This window comes from Ruegeria sp. YTSA075 (assembly GCF_059610245.1).
Genome location: NZ_JBXWNG010000002.1, coordinates 267247 through 283687 on the forward strand (window position 1 = coordinate 267247; position 16441 = coordinate 283687).

Consider the following 16441-nt stretch of genomic DNA (forward strand, 5'->3'; position numbering starts at 1 on the left):
CGAACCTACGCGGAAGGATAACAGAAGCTGTCAGTCGAGCAGTCGCCGCCTTCCAGACGAATCTGGTGTGCGCGCATATTCTCGGGGAAGTTGATGTAGAAATCCGGATCCAGCACAAAGCTGCCATCGTCGCCTACATTGGCCATCACCATCTGGCCGCCTTCCTGATGCGGATAGAATTGGTTATCCCAAGTCGAATAGAGCGAGTTGGTCCAATAGACGCGTTTGCCATCCCGGCTGATCTCAACCATTTGCGGGCCGTAGATAAAGTCTTTGCCATTGGGATGCTTGGTCTCGCGCGCGATCCCACCCAGTTCAACCTTGCCGTTTAGAACCGGATTGAACGGATCAGAGACATCGTATTGATGCATCTCACCTAGCCCCCAACAGGCGACATACAGGTATTTATCGTCCAAGCTGAGGTCGATATCTGTCACCAGCGGTGGCACCGCGCTGAACCCTTTCAGCAGTTCTGGCAGGTTTTCTGGATCTTCCGGGCGAGGGTCGATTGTAATAGTCTTCTTCGACTGCCATTTGCCATCGTCATCGCGCCACCAGGTGAAGATTGCCCCTTGTAGGTTCGTTGTGTCCACCACGATACCGCAGAATCCATAAGACTTCGTCGGATCATGGGCCGGGCGAATTTCCAGCGCCATCTGGTAGTTCTCACCAAAATCCATGGTCTGGATGTTTTTGCGCGCACGCAGGTCCCAGAAATGGATGGAATGGCCATATTTATTGCTTAGCAGATCCTCGGGGACTACCCCATTTTCAAACTGCGGCGGCAAACCCCATTCCGAGCTGACCATGTAATCCTGCGGCAGGTTCCACCAGAAATCATAGTGCTTGTCCTGCTTGCCCCGATCCATCTCATAGCGACCTATGATCTCGAAGGTTTCGCAATCCATGATGAAAATACCCGGAGGTCCCTCTGTTCCATCCGGGCCGGCACCACCTAGGGTCGAAACATAAATGCCCTCGGGCCCGCAATGGATGGTATGCGGGCGTGAATAGCCGGTTTTTTCAAACACTTCTTCGGGCTCGATGATCTTGTGGATCGACGCGTTCAGAGGCTCTTTGACGTCAAAGATATAGATGCGACTGGATCTGATGCCAGGAACAATCAGATATCGCCTTTCAAGAAATGCGTGTCCGGATAGTGGGGACAGGGCCGAGGAACAGGCATTCCAGCCAAAGTGGTGAAACTCGTCCCCGGTATGTGGGGTCATCACGGTACGTACGATCTGCCCATACGTGTCCGAGCCATCTCGAAGGTCGATCACAGCCAGACCATCGTGTTGGCTGGGGTCTTTGCCCAGCATGATGGTAAAGGCGAAATTCTCAACCGGCGCCTCCATCGCCAGTTTGGGTGACGCGTGAAACGTCGGATCTGGTCGTAAGTTCATGGTAGTCCTCCCTTTTGTTTACCCCACCTCCTTGGGGCCCGCCTACAGGCGTCGATGAATTTCTGCTCTAGACACCTCCAACATTGCACAGTTGGATGGCGCCGCTGACCTTGGCGGCCAGATCTTTGAGTTGCGCCCCAATCTCTTGTCTGTATTCGGTTCCAAACCGGCGCACCGGTCCGACAGCACCTACGCTGAATGTCACTCCGATCCGGCCTACGGCCACAGGGGCTGCGACGCTGGCAATGCCAATGTCGATTTCCTGATCACAATCGGCAAAGCCCTGTTTCTGGATCAACTTGAATGCTTCAATCAGCTCTTCACGTGTGGTTTTGGTATGATCGGTAAACGCCCTGAGCGCGCCATTTAGAATCGTGTCCTGAAAACCCGGTTCGGCAAAGGCTGCAATGGCCATCGAGCAGGAGCAAGCATGCAAGGGGCGTTCTCCTATGCCAGGATGAACGAACGCGCGGGCCGGGTCTTCGGGTGTTTCGACATGAATGATCTCGATCTTGCTGTCCCGGAACCGGGCCAGAAACACCGTTTCGTTGAAAGTGGTCGCCGCCGCTCGCAGAACCGGGGCGGATACGCGGCGCACATCGATATCGGATTTGCCCAGCAAGGCGATACGGATCAGGCGATCACCAATCACATAGCGCCCATCCCCATTCGGGTCTTCAATCAGGCCCTGATCCAGCAGGGATTGCACCTGCCGGTAGCAGGTCGGTTTGGGTAGGCCGCTGGCCATCTGCACCTCAGCAACCGAAACAGGCCGGCCAACGACGGCGATAATTTCAAGTAAACTGATCAAGCGCTCTAGGTGCATATAGTTGGGATACCATCGTATGGTGAGAATTGTTCTCGTATAATGAGACATCGCCGATAAAGATCAAGCTTTGTTTGCCAGCTGGTCAAAAACAGATTTGTGAATGGGTGAACCGAACCTTCGGCAATAGGCGCATTCCCAGGTCAGAAACCCAGGCTGGTTTAACGCGATAAGTGATATGAATTCAGTCAAAGACCGATGTTGACAATACGCGCGCAGCAAATAATTTTACCTAATAAAATAATATTGGAGAGACTACCGTGTATCTCGGACTGGACTTGGGCACTTCAGGGCTCAGGGGCGTTCTTATTGACAAGGGGGGCACTGTCATCGGCAATGCCGAGCAAGAGATTGCAACCTCTTATCCGCATTCCGGATGGTCCGAGCAAGCGCCTGAGGATTGGATCGAAGCCTGCAGGACGGTTATCGCCCAGATCAAGGCAGAGCATGAAACGGAGTTTTCCAAGCTGTGCGGGATTGGCCTCAGCGGTCATATGCATGGGGCAACCTTGTTAGATCGCGACTTGAGCGTGCTGCGCCCCTGTATCATGTGGAACGATACGCGTGCTGCGCAGGAAGCAGCGAAGTTGGACCAGATCGCAGACATGCGGGCCATATCCGGTAACATCGTCTTTCCGGGCTTTACGGCGCCCAAGCTCGAATGGGTGCGGACGCATGAGCCGGATGTCTATTCCAGAGTGGCTAAGGTGCTCCTGCCCAAAGACTATCTAAGGCTTTGGCTGACCGGTGAGTGCATGAGCGACATGTCTGATAGCGCTGGCACGTCGTGGCTGGATGTCAGCGCCCGCACCTGGTCAGAAACCGCGTTGCGTCTAAGTCATATGCGTCTGGACCAGATGCCCGGGCTGGTGGAAGGCAGCGAAGCGGGTGGAGAACTCAGGGCAGAGCTACGACAAGACTGGGGTCTTTCGGGGCCGGTGGTTGTTGCCGGTGGGGCAGGGGATAATGCAGCCGCGGCCTGCGGGATTGGCAGCGTTGAAGATGGGGTAGGGTTCCTGTCGCTTGGTACTTCGGGTGTTTTGCTGGTGGCCCGTAACAAATACGCGCCTAAGCCTGAGACGGCGGTCCATTGCTTCTGCCACGCAGTGCCCGACATGTGGATACAGATGGGGGTCATTCTGTCCGCCACAAATTGCATGAACTGGTTATCACGGAATCTCGGGCAACCCGTCAGTGACCTGGCCGACGCGTTGCCTAAGTCACCAAAAGGGCCATCCGCGACGCGTTTTCTGCCCTATCTGTCCGGAGAACGAACACCCCATAATGACAGCGCCATCCGAGGCGCTTTTCTGGGCCTTGATGTCTCCTCGGGTCCCGTTGATTTGACACAGGCGGTTATGGAGGGCGTCGGTTTTGCCATGCGGGATTGTCTTGAGGCACTAAGAAGCACAGGAACCGAGCCCAGCAGCCTGATGGCCGTTGGCGGCGGGGCGCAATCCCCTTACTGGCTGGAAACACTTGCGACCGTGTTGCAAATACCCCTGGCCCTGCCAAGAGGCGGCGAATTCGGCGCGGCAATTGGGGCTGCACGCCTTGCAATTTGTGCAGCCAGCGGCGCTGATCCCACCGATGTTATGTCGCCGCCCGAGGTGGGCAGCATTATTGAGCCGCGCGCCGATCTGTTTGCCGCATATGAACAGGCGTATCAAAGCTATCGCCAATACTATGCGGCGCTGGCTCCGCTTGCGCAAAAATGACCGGACAAGTGATCCAGCAAGCCACCCTCGAAAGTGGTGAAATGCGCGTATGCTTGCTGAGCTATGGGGCGATCACCCAAGGCTGGTGGTACAAGGGCCTCCCAATGATCCTGGGTTATGATGATCCGATGGATTACCTGCCGGATCGTAATTATCTGGGCGCCATCGTCGGTCGCGTTGCCAACCGCATCGCAGGTGCGTCATTTGCATTGGACAAGGCGTGGTTCGCGCTGGATGCAAATGAAGGCCAGAACATTCTACATGGTGGGCGCTTGGGCCTTTCGCACCAACATTGGACCCTCACTCAGGTTGCCGAGAATGAGGCAGTGTTGCGCCTAAACTCACCGGATGGAGATTGCGGCTTTCCGGGGCAGGTGCAGTTCGAACTGCGCGTCACACTCGAATATCCACGTCTGACCTATTCGGTAACTGCTCAGACGGATCGTCCAACACCGATCAGTATCGCGCAGCACAATTACTATTCGTTGGGGAGCACAATGGGCGTTTCCGATCATCTTCTAAAACTGGCCTCGGCCCGATATCTGGACACCGACGATCAGGGAATAGCGTTTGGCCCGGTGTCTAAGACCGCCGGGGGCTCGATGGATTTCAGCTCTGCCAAACCTATCAAGGAAGCTGGGGCAGATTTGGATCATTTCTTCGTGTTCGGAACTGACACCAAACAACCCGTCGCCGAAGTCATCGCGCCGAATGGGTTGAAACTGAAGCTCTGGTCCGATCAGCTCGGTGCGCAGATTTACACCGGTGGAGGTCTGTCTGACCCTTTCTCTCCCAGAGCGGGCCTGTGTATCGAGCCATCGGGATACCCCAATGCGCCGAATGTTACGACCTTTCCGTCAATTATATGTACTCCCAAACGTCCCTATCGCCAGACCCTGACCTTAGAAATCACCGAGGGTGCAGCATGAGGTTCATCGCAACACTGGCGGCCGGGGGCTTTGCCTTAGCATCAGCCACAAACGCGACATCGCTCGATTTGGGCCCGCGCCCGGTATTTGTTGAACCCGACCTCGAAGCCGTCGAATTGGGCCAATTGCTGTTCTACGACCCGATCCTGTCGGGCAACAGGAATATCAGCTGTGCGACCTGTCATCATCCTGACTTGGGGACATCCGACGGTTTGTCGCTGGGGATTGGCGAAGGGGGTGTGGGTCTAGGGCCCGAACGCGGGCTTGATCCGAACAACCTGCCCGAACAGCGCATTCCGCGAAATTCGCCTGCGCTTTGGAACCTCGGCGCAGCCGAGTTCACAACGTTCTTTCATGATGGTCGGCTTGAGGCGGATCCGACGCAGCCAGAAGGCATCCGCACCCCGCTGGGGACGAATATGCGACCCGGGTTCCAATCGGCATTGGCCGCGCAGGCGATGTTTCCTGTACTGTCACCGGATGAGATGGCAGGCCACTATTCCGAAAACGACGTCAGTCAGGCGGTACGTCTTGGCCTGCTCACTCAGGAAGGCGGTGCCTGGGACCTGATCGCAGCCCGCGTTGCGTCGATCCCCGAATATCGGGCGCGGTTTGATCGGGTGTCGCCCGGAGAGGAGATCACCTTTACCGCCATCGCCAACGCGATCGCGGATTTCATCGCCTTTGAATGGCGCGCTGACAACAGCCCCTTTGACCGGGCTATGCGCGGTGAGGAACTTCTGCCACCAGATGCGCAACTGGGGGCCGACCTGTTCTATGGTCAGGCGGGATGCAGCACCTGCCATGCGGGCTGGTTCCAAACGGATCACAGTTTTCACGCCATTGCCATGCCTCAGATCGGGCCCGGAAAAAGCGCACGATTTGAAAGCCATGTCCGCGATGATGGTCGGTTACGTGTCACCGGGGACGCGCGTGATGCCTTCGCCTTTCGCACGCCATCACTGCGCAATGTGACGCTGACGGCGCCTTATGGTCATAGCGGCGCCTATGCGCGGCTCGAAGATGTGGTGCGCCACCACCTTGAGCCGGAAAGCGCCTTGCGCAGTTATTCGATTGATATGGCTTTGCTGTCGGAGTTTCCTGGGGCATCTGATCGAGCGGCCTTGTTGGACCCGGACCACGTAGACGCGATAGCCAATGCCAATGAGTTGGCTGAGATCAGCCTGACGGATGAGGAGGTCAATGCAATTCTGGCCTTCCTGACCAGTCTTGAGGACCCCGCCGTACGGCTCGGTATCCCGGATCAGGTGCCCAGCGGGTTACCGGTCGACCGCTGACTAACGCTCGATCCGAATGCTCTGGTTGGCTTCAAACGCCTGCCAGTCTCCGATCTGCCCATCTGGCCAGATAATCCGCACTTCGACTGTGTCGGCCGCGCCCAGGCCAAAGTGATGTGGCCCTGCGATGCCGCTGGCATGCCCTCCGCCGACAGTAACTTCACGGGTCTGTAGACCGGCGGGCGTCCTGATCTCGATAAACCCGCCCACAGCAAACCGGTTTGAACGGTCCTGAGAAACCTCGACCACTAGCCAATTTCCGTTCTGGGATTGGCTCTCATACAGCTCAAGCGCCGCGCCTCGGTTGACCACCACCAGATCCAGCCAGCCATCCGCATCAAGGTCCGCCAAAGCCGCACCGCGCGATTTTGCCATCGAGGCGATGCCTGCGGTCACCGACATTTCTGCGAACTGGCCATGCGAGTCCTGCAAAAGCAGGTTGTTCGGGTCGTTCAGAGCCGCATCAGGCATCTGTTCCACATTGCCTTTAGCCACAAAAATATCGTCCCGTCCGTCGTTGTTGACGTCCCCGAATTGCGCGTGCCATCCGGTTGAGGGGCGACCATCTCCGCCTACATGCGGACGATGGGCAGTAGTGCCCCGTTCATAGGTCGCGTCTCGCCAGGTCGGTCCCTTGGCCTTGGGGTCGAACGTCTGAAGTTTCTGATCGCCCATCGAGGTCAAGTAGACCTCAGGGAACCCATCTCCAGTCAGGTCACGCGATGCGATGCCCATGCCCCAGATCGAATAGGGCAACCACCCATCTTCGGCAGAGTAGAGTAAGGGTTCTGGTTCCATCGCCCAGAGCTGCTCCTGACCTCCCTTTACATAGTAGTGGCGGTCATTGCTGACACGCAGGTCCGCGCGTCCGGACCGAGACCAGTCGGAGAACAGAATTGAAAGCGAGCAATACCCCGGATCCAGATGCGCCGGTGGCAGATAGCTGCCGTCCTTGGGTCGGTACAAAACCGTTGGGCCGCAGGCTTCAAACGGACCATCTGGATTGCTGCGGTCGACATATGTGCCAAAGGCAAGGGTCGGCAGGTTTTGCCCATCTTCCCAAGTCGCGGAAAATCCGGTTGTCCAATGATTGTCTGATTGAAACTTAAGCGTGGTGAAAGGGCTGAACCGACAATCTGCCGCGCCCTTCACCAGCAGATCGGGGCCAATCCGCAATATGGCGAGGTCCAGAATGCCGTCGCTGTCGATATCCAGCGGATAGGCGCCAGTTACACCCGTTAGGTTCAGTTCTTCGGGCGTATTGGCATCGTATGAAATACTGTCTGACGAAGTGTTTCGAAACAGCTGCGACGGGTTCGCGCCTCCAGCTGCGAACACTTCGGGCAGGCCATCCCCGTCGCAGTCAAAGACGGCGACTCCGCCACCGACGAAATGCTCCCACCCGCCATCGTAGATGTGGCTTGCAATCTCGACCGGTGTGAAATGCGGGGTTTGCACCTCCGCCGTAAGTGCCGAGGGCAACATCAGAAGGACAAACAGCTCAGGACGCATGTGCCGGAATGTCCTTCACCTTGAGGATCGAGACCTGCTCGATCGCATAGGCCGCCGCGCCCTTGGCCCACATCTGATCGCCCCAATGGTGAACTTTGATCTCGGGCAGGGGGGTATCCACATTCACAACGCCGCTGCGGATACGGGCCATCACCTCATCCGAATAAAGATGCTCCAGCCCTTTTTGCCCGCCGGACAGAATGATGCATTCGGGGTCAAACAGGTTGATCAGGTTTGAAATCCCCAGGCCAAACATCTGGCCCGCGCGCCCCAGAACGGACGCCGCCATTACATCCCCCTCGCGGGCTTTGTCGTAGATATCAGCGATTGTCTTGGGCCCTTGATTTTGGTGCGCGACTGTCATCTCACGGATCAGCGCATAGACACCGACATAAGCCTCAAGACACCCGCGTTGACCGCATTGGCACAGCGCGCCGTCCAGCTGTACCTTGGTGTGTCCAAACTCGGCCCCGCATCCACGTTCCCCGCGATACAGCTTGCCATCTAGGACGATACCAAGACCCACGCCATGTTCGATGGTTACAACAAGGAAGTTCCTTAAACCTTTACCATAGCCAAAATGCTGTTCGGCCTTGGCGACCAGGTTTGCGTCATTTTCGATAAAGGCCGGGCAGGCTAGCGCCTTGGGCAGCAGCAGGCTGAAATCAATGTTTCTTTCCGTCAGAGAGGACGACCAGTGTACAAAGTTGTTTTCCGCATCAACAAGCCCGGCAATGCCAATCGATACCCCCGACAGGTCCTCGATTGTTTTACCAATCCGGGCACTGGCTTCTTGCAGCGCGGCGCGAATTGTTCTGACAAATACCTCGGGCGTCATCTGCGCGTCGGGCAGCGGATGATTGTATGAGGCCAAAGGCACACCTTGAAAATCAACCAGGATCACCGACAGCACGTGGCGTGCAACTTTGAGCCCCGCGACAAGATAAGAATTGCCGTCCAGTTCCAGCAAAACCCGGGGGCGTCCGCGCTTTGCAGATTTGGATGTCGAGTCGCCCTCTGTCTCTTTGATCAGCCCCGCTGTGATCAGATCAGCGGTCGCTGAGGTGACCGTCGCCGGGCTGGTCTGCAGCGCGCCAGCAATATCGGTACGAGAGACAGACCCCAGGGTCCGAATATGTTCGAGAACCCGCAGGCGGGTTGTGTTTCGTTGTTCTGTCGAGGTTTGAGAAGCTTTGCTTTTCAGCATCTTGCCCATCCGAATCTGATCTTCCTGCCAATTTATTGGGATTTTCTGCGTTCGAACAGACTAAATATTTTACTGACTGAAATAAATATGGTACTCCCGATTCCGAAAGCCACGAATCGACTTCGAGATGGCTTGGAAAAAACGGGAGGAAATCATGAAAAAACTTCTCAGCCTTTCGGCTGCGGTTGCATTGATGGGATCGGCGGCCTTCGCTGATCCGGTTGTTGGCGTAAGCTGGTCGAACTTTCAGGAAGAGCGTTGGAAGACAGACGAAGCTGCAATCAAATCGGCTTTGGAAGCCGGTGGTGCTGAATACATCTCTGCCGACGCGCAATCGTCGTCTGCAAAACAGCTGTCGGATATCGAAAGCCTTATTGCTCAGGGCGTGGATGCGCTGATCATTTTGGCGCAGGACGCACAGGCCATCGGTCCCGCCGTTCAGGCCGCCGCCGATGAAGGCATTCCTGTGATCGCCTATGACCGTCTGATCGAAGACGATCGCGCCTTTTATCTGACGTTTGACAATGTCGAAGTCGGTCGGATGCAAGCGCGCGCGGTTTTCGAGGCCATGCCCAAGGGCAACTATGTCATGATCAAAGGCTCTCCGACCGATCCAAACGCAGACTTCCTGCGTGGCGGTCAGCAAGAGATCATCGGCGCGGCTGTCGACAGCGGTGACATTGTGATCGTGGGTGAGGCCTATACCGATGGCTGGTTGCCTGCAAACGCGCAGCGGAACATGGAACAGATCTTGACCGCCAATGAGAACAACGTTGACGCAGTCGTCGCCTCGAATGACGGTACTGCTGGCGGTGTTGTGGCGGCTCTGACAGCGCAAGGGATGGAAGGTATCCCGGTCTCGGGACAGGATGGCGACCATGCTGCACTGAACCGCGTTGCCCTGGGCACGCAAACCGTATCGGTTTGGAAAGACGCTCGTGAACTGGGTAAAGCAGCCGGTGAAATCGCTGTTGCGCTGAGCAGCGGAACCAGCGCGGGGGATGTTGACGGCGCGGTTAGTTGGACCTCGCCTGGTGGCACCGAAATGACTTCTGTCTTTTTGGCTCCGGTTCCGATCACCAAAGACAACCTGAGTGTTGTTGTGGACGCCGGATGGATCTCGCAAGAGGCCCTGTGCCAGGGCGTTGAAAGCGGGCCTGCGCCTTGTAACTGAATCTAAATTCCCTGACCCTCATGTTTGGGTCAGGGGCCTTTGCTGATATTGAAAGATCGGAAATGACCGAAACTTCGTCTCAGCCGGTACCCCAAAAAACCAAACAAAACCTGTTCCAGCAATTGGAACTGGATATGCGGCTTTTGGGCATGATCGGCGCCTTTGTCATTCTATGTATCGGGTTCAACATCGTCACGGATGGCCGATTTCTGACACCCCGAAACCTGTTCAACCTGTCGATTCAGACCGTCTCGGTCGCGATCATGGCCTGTGGCATGGTGTTCATCATCGTGACACGCCACATTGATCTGTCTGTCGGTGCGCTGCTGGCAACAACTTCGGCTGTAATGGCGATGACCCAGACGGAGCTGTTGCCGCATATGCTGGGGCTAGGGCTGAACAACCCGCTGACCTGGGCGATTACAATCGTTGTCGGGCTGCTTGTCGGTACGCTGATCGGTGCTTTTCACGGATGGATGGTTGGCTATCTGACGATCCCGGCATTTATCGTGACACTGGGCGGCTTTCTCGTTTGGCGAAACGTGGCGTGGTATATGACCAGTGGCCAGACCATCGGTCCGCTGGACAGCACCTTCCTGATGTTTGGCGGCACCAACGGGACCTTGGGCACGACCGTCAGTTGGCTGTTCGGACTGTTTGCGACTGTCATCGCAATTTGGGCCTTGTGGAGCGGGCGTCGCGCCAAAGCAGCGCATGGGTTCCCGGTCAAACCAGTTTGGGCGGAATCAACCCTCGCTGTGATCATTGCCATCGCCATTTTGGGATATGTGTTCATCGTAAACAGCTATGCCATCCCGACCCGCAGGCTGGAGCGTATGTTCGAAGCACGTGGAGAGATTATGCCAGAGGGGTTGGTTGTCGGATATGGCATCCCAATCTCGGTTCTCATTCTGATCATCGTCGCGGTCAGCCTGACCGTGGTGGCGCGCAAAACACGGTTCGGGCGGTACATCTTTGCCACCGGAGGCAACCCGGATGCGGCCGAACTTTCTGGCATCAACACCCGGTTGCTGACTGTTAAAATCTTTGCCCTAATGGGGTTTCTGTGCGCCGTCTCGGCCGTTGTCGCCTCGGCCCGGCTGGCCAATCACTCCAATGATATCGGCACGCTGGACGAACTCCGGGTTATCGCTGCCGCTGTGATCGGAGGAACGGCCTTGTCTGGCGGGATCGGTACAATCTATGGCGCCATTCTCGGGGCCCTGATCATGCAGGCGCTTCAGTCTGGCATGGCCATGGTGGGTGTCGATGCACCATTCCAAAACATTGTTGTCGGCAGCGTGCTGGTGCTGGCCGTCTATATCGACATCGTCTACCGCAAGCGATTGGGGGCCAAGTGATGCAAGCTCAGGAAACGCAAAAAAAGCCCTCGAATACCGGTCGTGGGTCCGGTGTCGCGCCGTTGGTCGAGATGCGCGATATCTCAATTTCGTTCGGTGGGATCAAGGCGGTCGATCAGGTGTCTGTTGACCTTTACCCCGGAGAAGTTGTTGGATTGTTGGGTCACAACGGGGCCGGGAAATCCACCCTGATCAAGGTTCTGTCTGGTGCCTACCAGATGGACCACGGTGAGATTTTGATTGACGGAAATCCGGTCGAGATCGGCAATCCAAGGGACGCGCGGGCCAACAATATCGAGACGATCTACCAGACGCTGGCCTTGGCCGACAATCTGGATGCCACCTCGAACCTATTCCTTGGGCGTGAAATGGTAACGCCCTTTGGTCTGGTCAATGACGCGGCGATGGAGGCGGAGTGCCGCAAGATCATGGCGCAGCTCAACCCGAACTTTCAGAAGTTCAACGATCCGGTTTCGGCTCTGTCCGGGGGGCAGCGTCAATCCGTGGCTATCGCCCGCGCTGTATACTTCAATGCTCGTATTTTGATTATGGACGAACCGACCGCCGCACTGGGTCCGCATGAGACACAGATGGTGGCCGACCTGATCCACCAGCTCAAGGCGCAGGGGATCGGGATTTTCCTGATCGACCATGATGTGCACGCAGTCATGGACCTGTGCGACCGCGCATCGGTTATGAAGAACGGCAAGCTGGTCGGAACCGTGGATATTGCGGATGTCACCGATGACGATCTGCTGTCGATGATCATTCTGGGCAAGAAACCCGGCGAAAAGGCGGAATGAGGTGAAGGATATGACAAGCGGTTTCTTCGAGGGGATCGGGCCGGTAGAGTTTGAAGGCGCAGACAGCGCAAATCCTCTGGCGTTTCGTCACTACAATCCGGACGAAGTTATCTTGGGCAAGCGGATGGAAGACCATCTTCGGTTCGCTGTCGCATGGTGGCATTCCTTTGCCTGGGAAGGCGGTGACCCTTTCGGAAGCGCTACCTTCACACGACCCTGGCACCCGCAGGACGATATGGGGCGGGCCCGCCTGAAAGCGGACATCGCATTCGAGATGTTTGATATCCTTGGGCAGCCCTATTTCTGCTGGCACGATGCAGATGTCAGGCCCGAGCAAGGCAATTTCGCCGATAATCTGAAAACGCTTGAAGAGATCACGGACTATATCGGTCAAAAGATGCAGGCGTCGGGTATCAAGCTCCTTTGGGGTACGGCCAATATGTTTAGCCACCGGCGCTGGATGTCGGGCGCAAGCACGAACCCCGACCCGGATGTGTTTGCCTTTGCAGCGGCCACGGTGAAATCCTGCATCGATGCAACTCACAAACTGGGCGGAGAGAACTATGTGCTGTGGGGGGGACGCGAAGGGTATGAAACCCTGCTGAACACCGACATGGGCACCGAGTTGGACCATATGGGCCGGTTCCTGAACATGGTGGTCGAGTACAAACATAAGATCGGTTTCAAAGGTGCCATTCTGGTCGAGCCCAAACCTCAGGAGCCCTCAAAACATCAGTATGACTATGATGCGGCCACCTGCATCGGGTTCCTCAGGAAATATGGTCTCGAAGATGAGGTGAAGCTGAACCTGGAACAGGGCCATGCCATCCTCGCCGGTCACAGCTTCGAGCATGAGATCGCAGTTGCGACGGCAGAAGGGATGTTGGGGTCCATCGATATGAACCGGAATGACTATCAGTCTGGCTGGGACACGGACCAGTTCCCCAACAACACACCCGAAGTCGCGTTGGCCTATTACTACATCCTGAAATCTGGCGGATTTACGACCGGCGGTACGAATTTTGACGCTAAAATTCGCCGTCAGTCTATCGATGCCGAGGACCTCATCGCTGCACATTTAGGGGGGATGGACATCTGTGCCCGTGGCCTGAAGGCCGCTGCTGCGATGATTGAAGATGGTGGGTTAGAGGCTGCCTTGTCCGACAGATATGCGGGCTGGGACGCACCCAAGGCCCAGGCCATGCTGACCAGCAATCTGGATGACATCACCGCGCGGGTCTTATCGGAAGGTATCAACCCAACCCCAAAGTCAGGTCGTCAGGAAAAGCTTGAAAACTACGTCAACCGGTTCGTTTGAAGGTAAAATGGCGCGCGTCAGCCAAGGCGTGCACCATCGGCATCAAAACGGTACAAGCGGTTCGGTTCATATCCAAACCGGATCGTCTCGCCAGCGCCAACCTGATGCTGACCGAACAGACGCGCGGTGATCTGATGTTCTTGCATCATTGCGATCACATTCGTGTCGCCGCCCAGTTGCTCGACATGTGTGACATGGGCGGAAACCGGTCCATCATCGGACAGAAACAAATCTTCAGGGCGTATACCCGTTGTGACATCTGCGCTTTCGCCGATCAGGCTGGCGGGGAAGAAGTTCATCGAAGGCGCGCCGAGGAAGCCAGCCACAAACTGGTTCGCTGGATTGTTGTACAGCTCCATCGGGCTGCCAATCTGTGCGACACGTCCGTCGCGCAGAACGACGATCTTGTCGGCCAGCGTCATTGCTTCGGTCTGGTCGTGGGTGACGTAGATCATCGAAGCATCAAGCTGCTGATGAAGGTTAGCGATTTCCAGCCGTGTGTTCATGCGCAGTGCTGCGTCCAGATTGGACAACGGTTCATCGAACAGGAACAGTTTGGGTTCGCGCACGATGGCGCGGCCGATGGCGACGCGCTGGCGCTGGCCGCCGGACAGCTCTGACGGGTAGCGATCGATATAGGGCTCAAGGTTCAGCATCTTGCTGGCCTTGGAGACACGTTCCTCGATGACCTGCTTGCTCTGACCTTCCTGTTTCAAAGCCAGAGACATGTTCTTGCGCACATTCAGATGGGGGTAGAGCGCATAGCTTTGGAACACCATCGCGATGCCGCGTTTTGAAGGCGGGGTGAGGTTCATCAACTCTCCGCCAATGCGGACCTCGCCCGAGGTTACATCCTCCAGCCCTGCGATCACGCGCAGCAGGGTGGATTTACCGCAGCCCGAAGGGCCGACAAAGACGACAAATTCGCCATCTTCTACCTCGATATTGATGTCTTTGAGGACCTCAACAGAACCAAAGGATTTGTTCACGTTTGTAAGCGTCAGGGCGGTCATGTGCGTGCCTCTTTCAGCGAAATGGGTTGGCCGGTGCGGATGCTCTCATCTGCGGCAAGGCAGATGGCCAGCGATTGCACGGCGTCGTTCATGTGGCGGGTCAGGTCGATGTCCTCGGCGATGGCGCGCAGCATATAGGCCTGTTCAGCATCGCAGAGTTCCTGATGGCCAGGTTCATCCGGCATCTCAATTGTTTCGTCGCCCTCGGGACGATGGACCAACAGGCCACCAACTTTGGTGTGCCCGTCGATATCGGCCGATGCGCCTTTGTTGCCATCGGTGATCGAGACTGACCCGTTGGGCGATACGATATCTTTCACGAAGAACGCGGTTTCTGACATCATCGGACCCCAACCAGCCTCGTACCAGCCGACCGAGCCGTCCTCGAAGATCACCTGAAACTGGCCGTAGTTATACATATCCTCGGCAATCTGATCGCTCAGCCGCAGGCCCATGCCATGCACCCGCACCGGGTCAGAGTCGGTGATCTGGCACATCACATCGACATAGTGCACACCGCAATCGACGATGGGTGAGGTAGTTTGCATCAGGGCCTTGTGTGTCTCCCACTCGGCCCCGCTGCTTTGTTGGTTGAGGTTCAAGCGGAACACGTAGGGCCCGCCAAGGTCGCGCGCCTCGGAGATCAAGCGCATCCATGACGGATGGTGGCGCAGGATATAGCCGATCACCAGCTTGCGATTGGTCTCGATGGCTTTCGCAACAACGCGTTTCGCGTCTGCGACGGTGGTGGCCAGCGGCTTTTCCACGAAGACATGCGCGCCTGCCTCCATTGCGGCACAGGCAAAATCAGCGTGGCTATCAGAATAGGTGGCGACGATCACCAGATCCGGGTTCGTCGCGGCCAGAGCAGCCTGAAAATTCGAATAGGCCGGATAGTTTGAAAGATCGAGATGGTCCACGCGACCGGAGCGGTTCACCAGCCCCACGATCTGCGCATCCGGGTGGTGGTGATGGGCCAGCGCATGGCTCAGGCCCATATTGCCAAGGCCAGCAATCAGAACCCGGGTCATTTCACCGCCCCTGACGTGATGCCCCGGATCAGCTGACGTGAGAAAATGACATAGAGCACAAGCACCGGTAGGATCGCCATGGACAGCGCCGAAAGAACTGCGTTCCAGTCGGTGACGAATTGGCCAATGAAGACCTGGCTGCCTAATGTCAGGGTCTTGGTTTCCTCAGCCGGGGCGAGGATCAGCGGGAACCACAGATCGTTCCAGATGGGGATCATGTTGAACACGGCAACGGTCGCCATGGCTGGGCGAACCAGCGGCAGAACCAGCCGGAAGAAGATGGTGTATTCCGACAACCCGTCGACGCGGCCGGCGTTCTTCAGATCATCCGAGACCTGCCGCATGAATTCGGACAGGATGAACACCGCCAGTGGTAAACCTTGTGCCGTATAGACAAGGATCAGCGCCCAAAGCGTGTTCACCAACCCGGTAGCCACCATCATATCGAGGATCGCCACCGTTCCGATGCGGATCGGGATCATGATCCCAAGTGCCAGGTAAAGGCCCATAAGGGTGTTGCCCTTGAACTTGTATTCACTCAACGCGAAGGCCGCCATTGCGCCAAACACCAAGACCAAAGTCAGCGATGCAACGGTGACGATCAGCGAGTTCTGGAAGTAGAGGAAGAAGTCCCCCTGCTTCATAACGGTCTGGTAGCCGATCAACGAGAAACTCTCGGCGTCGGGCAGGGCGAGAGGCTCGCGAAAGATCGAGCGGCGGGTTTTGAAGCTATTGATGATAATCACAAAGACCGGGAAGAGAGCGATCAACGTGTAGAGGATCAGCGCCCCATGCATGGCGGCTGTGTTTAGCGGGTTATGGCGTGCTTTGTTCATGCGTTCACC

14 protein-coding genes are annotated in these 16441 nt (G+C 56.6%); 7 read left to right on the forward strand and 7 right to left on the reverse strand.

Going from position 1 to position 16441, the window contains the following annotated elements:
• Positions 1–5: 5 nt before the first annotated feature.
• Together AC2FGE_RS04420 and AC2FGE_RS04425 are read right to left on the reverse strand one after the other, a co-directional pair.
• Positions 6–1406: a selenium-binding protein SBP56-related protein gene (locus AC2FGE_RS04420; RefSeq protein WP_496817987.1), complete on the reverse strand. Its 1401-nt coding sequence runs from the start codon at positions 1404–1406 to the stop codon at positions 6–8.
• A 67-nt stretch (positions 1407–1473) separates the two neighbouring features.
• A complete protein-coding gene (locus AC2FGE_RS04425) occupies positions 1474–2217 on the reverse strand; it encodes an IclR family transcriptional regulator (protein WP_496817988.1) in 744 nt (247 codons plus the stop codon).
• Between the two features lie 275 nt (positions 2218–2492).
• Between AC2FGE_RS04425 and xylB the strand changes: the two genes are divergently transcribed.
• Genes xylB through AC2FGE_RS04440 form a run of 3 tightly spaced genes read left to right on the forward strand, consistent with a single transcriptional unit; the run spans position 2493 to position 6177 of the window.
• Entirely contained in the window at positions 2493–3950 is a 1458-nt protein-coding gene (gene xylB, locus AC2FGE_RS04430; RefSeq protein WP_496817989.1) for a xylulokinase, read from the forward strand.
• Positions 3951–3958: 8 nt separating this feature from the next.
• Positions 3959–4879, forward strand: a complete 921-nt coding sequence (locus AC2FGE_RS04435; protein WP_496817990.1) for an aldose epimerase family protein — start codon at positions 3959–3961, stop codon at positions 4877–4879.
• The gene (locus tag AC2FGE_RS04440; protein WP_496817991.1) at positions 4876–6177 is read left to right on the forward strand and encodes a cytochrome-c peroxidase; all 1302 of its coding nucleotides are present in this window, start codon (positions 4876–4878) and stop codon (positions 6175–6177) included. Before AC2FGE_RS04435 ends, AC2FGE_RS04440 begins: the two co-directional genes overlap by 4 nt.
• Here the strand turns inward: AC2FGE_RS04440 and AC2FGE_RS04445 are convergent, their stop codons facing one another.
• Together AC2FGE_RS04445 and AC2FGE_RS04450 are read right to left on the reverse strand one after the other, a co-directional pair.
• Positions 6178–7689 carry a CRTAC1 family protein gene (locus tag AC2FGE_RS04445; RefSeq protein WP_496817992.1) on the reverse strand — a complete coding sequence of 504 codons (1512 nt, stop codon included), beginning with the start codon at positions 7687–7689 and terminating at the stop codon, positions 6178–6180.
• Entirely contained in the window at positions 7679–8896 is a 1218-nt protein-coding gene (locus AC2FGE_RS04450; protein ID WP_496817993.1) for an ROK family protein, read from the reverse strand. The genes AC2FGE_RS04445 and AC2FGE_RS04450 overlap by 11 nt, the downstream gene beginning before the upstream one ends.
• 154 nt (positions 8897–9050) lie before the next feature.
• On the opposite strand from AC2FGE_RS04450, the gene xylF reads away from it, so the two are divergent.
• The 4 genes from xylF to xylA all read left to right on the forward strand — a co-directional run bounded on the left by xylF (position 9051) and on the right by xylA (position 13552).
• Complete coding sequence (xylF, locus tag AC2FGE_RS04455) at positions 9051–10070, forward strand: D-xylose ABC transporter substrate-binding protein (RefSeq protein ID WP_496817994.1); 1020 nt, start codon at positions 9051–9053, stop codon at positions 10068–10070.
• A gap of 62 nt (positions 10071–10132) precedes the next feature.
• Positions 10133–11431 (forward strand): sugar ABC transporter permease, encoded by a 1299-nt coding sequence (locus AC2FGE_RS04460; RefSeq protein ID WP_496817995.1) that lies wholly within the window; start codon positions 10133–10135, stop codon positions 11429–11431.
• Positions 11431–12234 carry an ATP-binding cassette domain-containing protein gene (locus AC2FGE_RS04465; protein WP_496817996.1) on the forward strand — a complete coding sequence of 268 codons (804 nt, stop codon included), beginning with the start codon at positions 11431–11433 and terminating at the stop codon, positions 12232–12234. The genes AC2FGE_RS04460 and AC2FGE_RS04465 overlap by 1 nt, the downstream gene beginning before the upstream one ends.
• Before the next feature lie 10 nt (positions 12235–12244).
• Positions 12245–13552 (forward strand): xylose isomerase, encoded by a 1308-nt coding sequence (xylA, locus tag AC2FGE_RS04470; RefSeq protein ID WP_496817997.1) that lies wholly within the window; start codon positions 12245–12247, stop codon positions 13550–13552.
• Positions 13553–13569: 17 nt separating this feature from the next.
• On the opposite strand, the gene AC2FGE_RS04475 is transcribed toward xylA, so the two are convergent.
• From AC2FGE_RS04475 to AC2FGE_RS04485, 3 genes are read right to left on the reverse strand one after another with little or no spacing between them, the layout of a single operon-like run.
• On the reverse strand, positions 13570–14565 hold the full coding sequence (locus tag AC2FGE_RS04475; RefSeq protein ID WP_496817998.1) for an ABC transporter ATP-binding protein: 996 nt from the start codon (positions 14563–14565) through the stop codon (positions 13570–13572).
• Entirely contained in the window at positions 14562–15596 is a 1035-nt protein-coding gene (locus AC2FGE_RS04480; protein WP_496818000.1) for a Gfo/Idh/MocA family protein, read from the reverse strand. Before AC2FGE_RS04480 ends, AC2FGE_RS04475 begins: the two co-directional genes overlap by 4 nt.
• Positions 15593–16432 carry a carbohydrate ABC transporter permease gene (locus AC2FGE_RS04485; protein ID WP_496818001.1) on the reverse strand — a complete coding sequence of 280 codons (840 nt, stop codon included), beginning with the start codon at positions 16430–16432 and terminating at the stop codon, positions 15593–15595. Before AC2FGE_RS04485 ends, AC2FGE_RS04480 begins: the two co-directional genes overlap by 4 nt.
• Positions 16433–16441 lie beyond the last annotated feature (9 nt).

Coding starts and splice junctions, on each gene's coding strand:
- AC2FGE_RS04420 (WP_496817987.1), bottom strand. CDS start 1,406: ATGAACTTACGACCAGATCCGACGTTTCACGCGTCACCCAAACTGGCG.
- AC2FGE_RS04440 (WP_496817991.1), top strand. CDS start 4,876: ATGAGGTTCATCGCAACACTGGCGGCCGGGGGCTTTGCCTTAGCATCA.
- AC2FGE_RS04445 (WP_496817992.1), bottom strand. CDS start 7,689: ATGCGTCCTGAGCTGTTTGTCCTTCTGATGTTGCCCTCGGCACTTACG.
- AC2FGE_RS04450 (WP_496817993.1), bottom strand. CDS start 8,896: ATGCTGAAAAGCAAAGCTTCTCAAACCTCGACAGAACAACGAAACACA.
- xylF (WP_496817994.1), top strand. CDS start 9,051: ATGAAAAAACTTCTCAGCCTTTCGGCTGCGGTTGCATTGATGGGATCG.
- AC2FGE_RS04460 (WP_496817995.1), top strand. CDS start 10,133: ATGACCGAAACTTCGTCTCAGCCGGTACCCCAAAAAACCAAACAAAAC.
- AC2FGE_RS04465 (WP_496817996.1), top strand. CDS start 11,431: ATGCAAGCTCAGGAAACGCAAAAAAAGCCCTCGAATACCGGTCGTGGG.
- xylA (WP_496817997.1), top strand. CDS start 12,245: ATGACAAGCGGTTTCTTCGAGGGGATCGGGCCGGTAGAGTTTGAAGGC.
- AC2FGE_RS04475 (WP_496817998.1), bottom strand. CDS start 14,565: ATGACCGCCCTGACGCTTACAAACGTGAACAAATCCTTTGGTTCTGTT.
- AC2FGE_RS04480 (WP_496818000.1), bottom strand. CDS start 15,596: ATGACCCGGGTTCTGATTGCTGGCCTTGGCAATATGGGCCTGAGCCAT.
- AC2FGE_RS04485 (WP_496818001.1), bottom strand. CDS start 16,432: ATGAACAAAGCACGCCATAACCCGCTAAACACAGCCGCCATGCATGGG.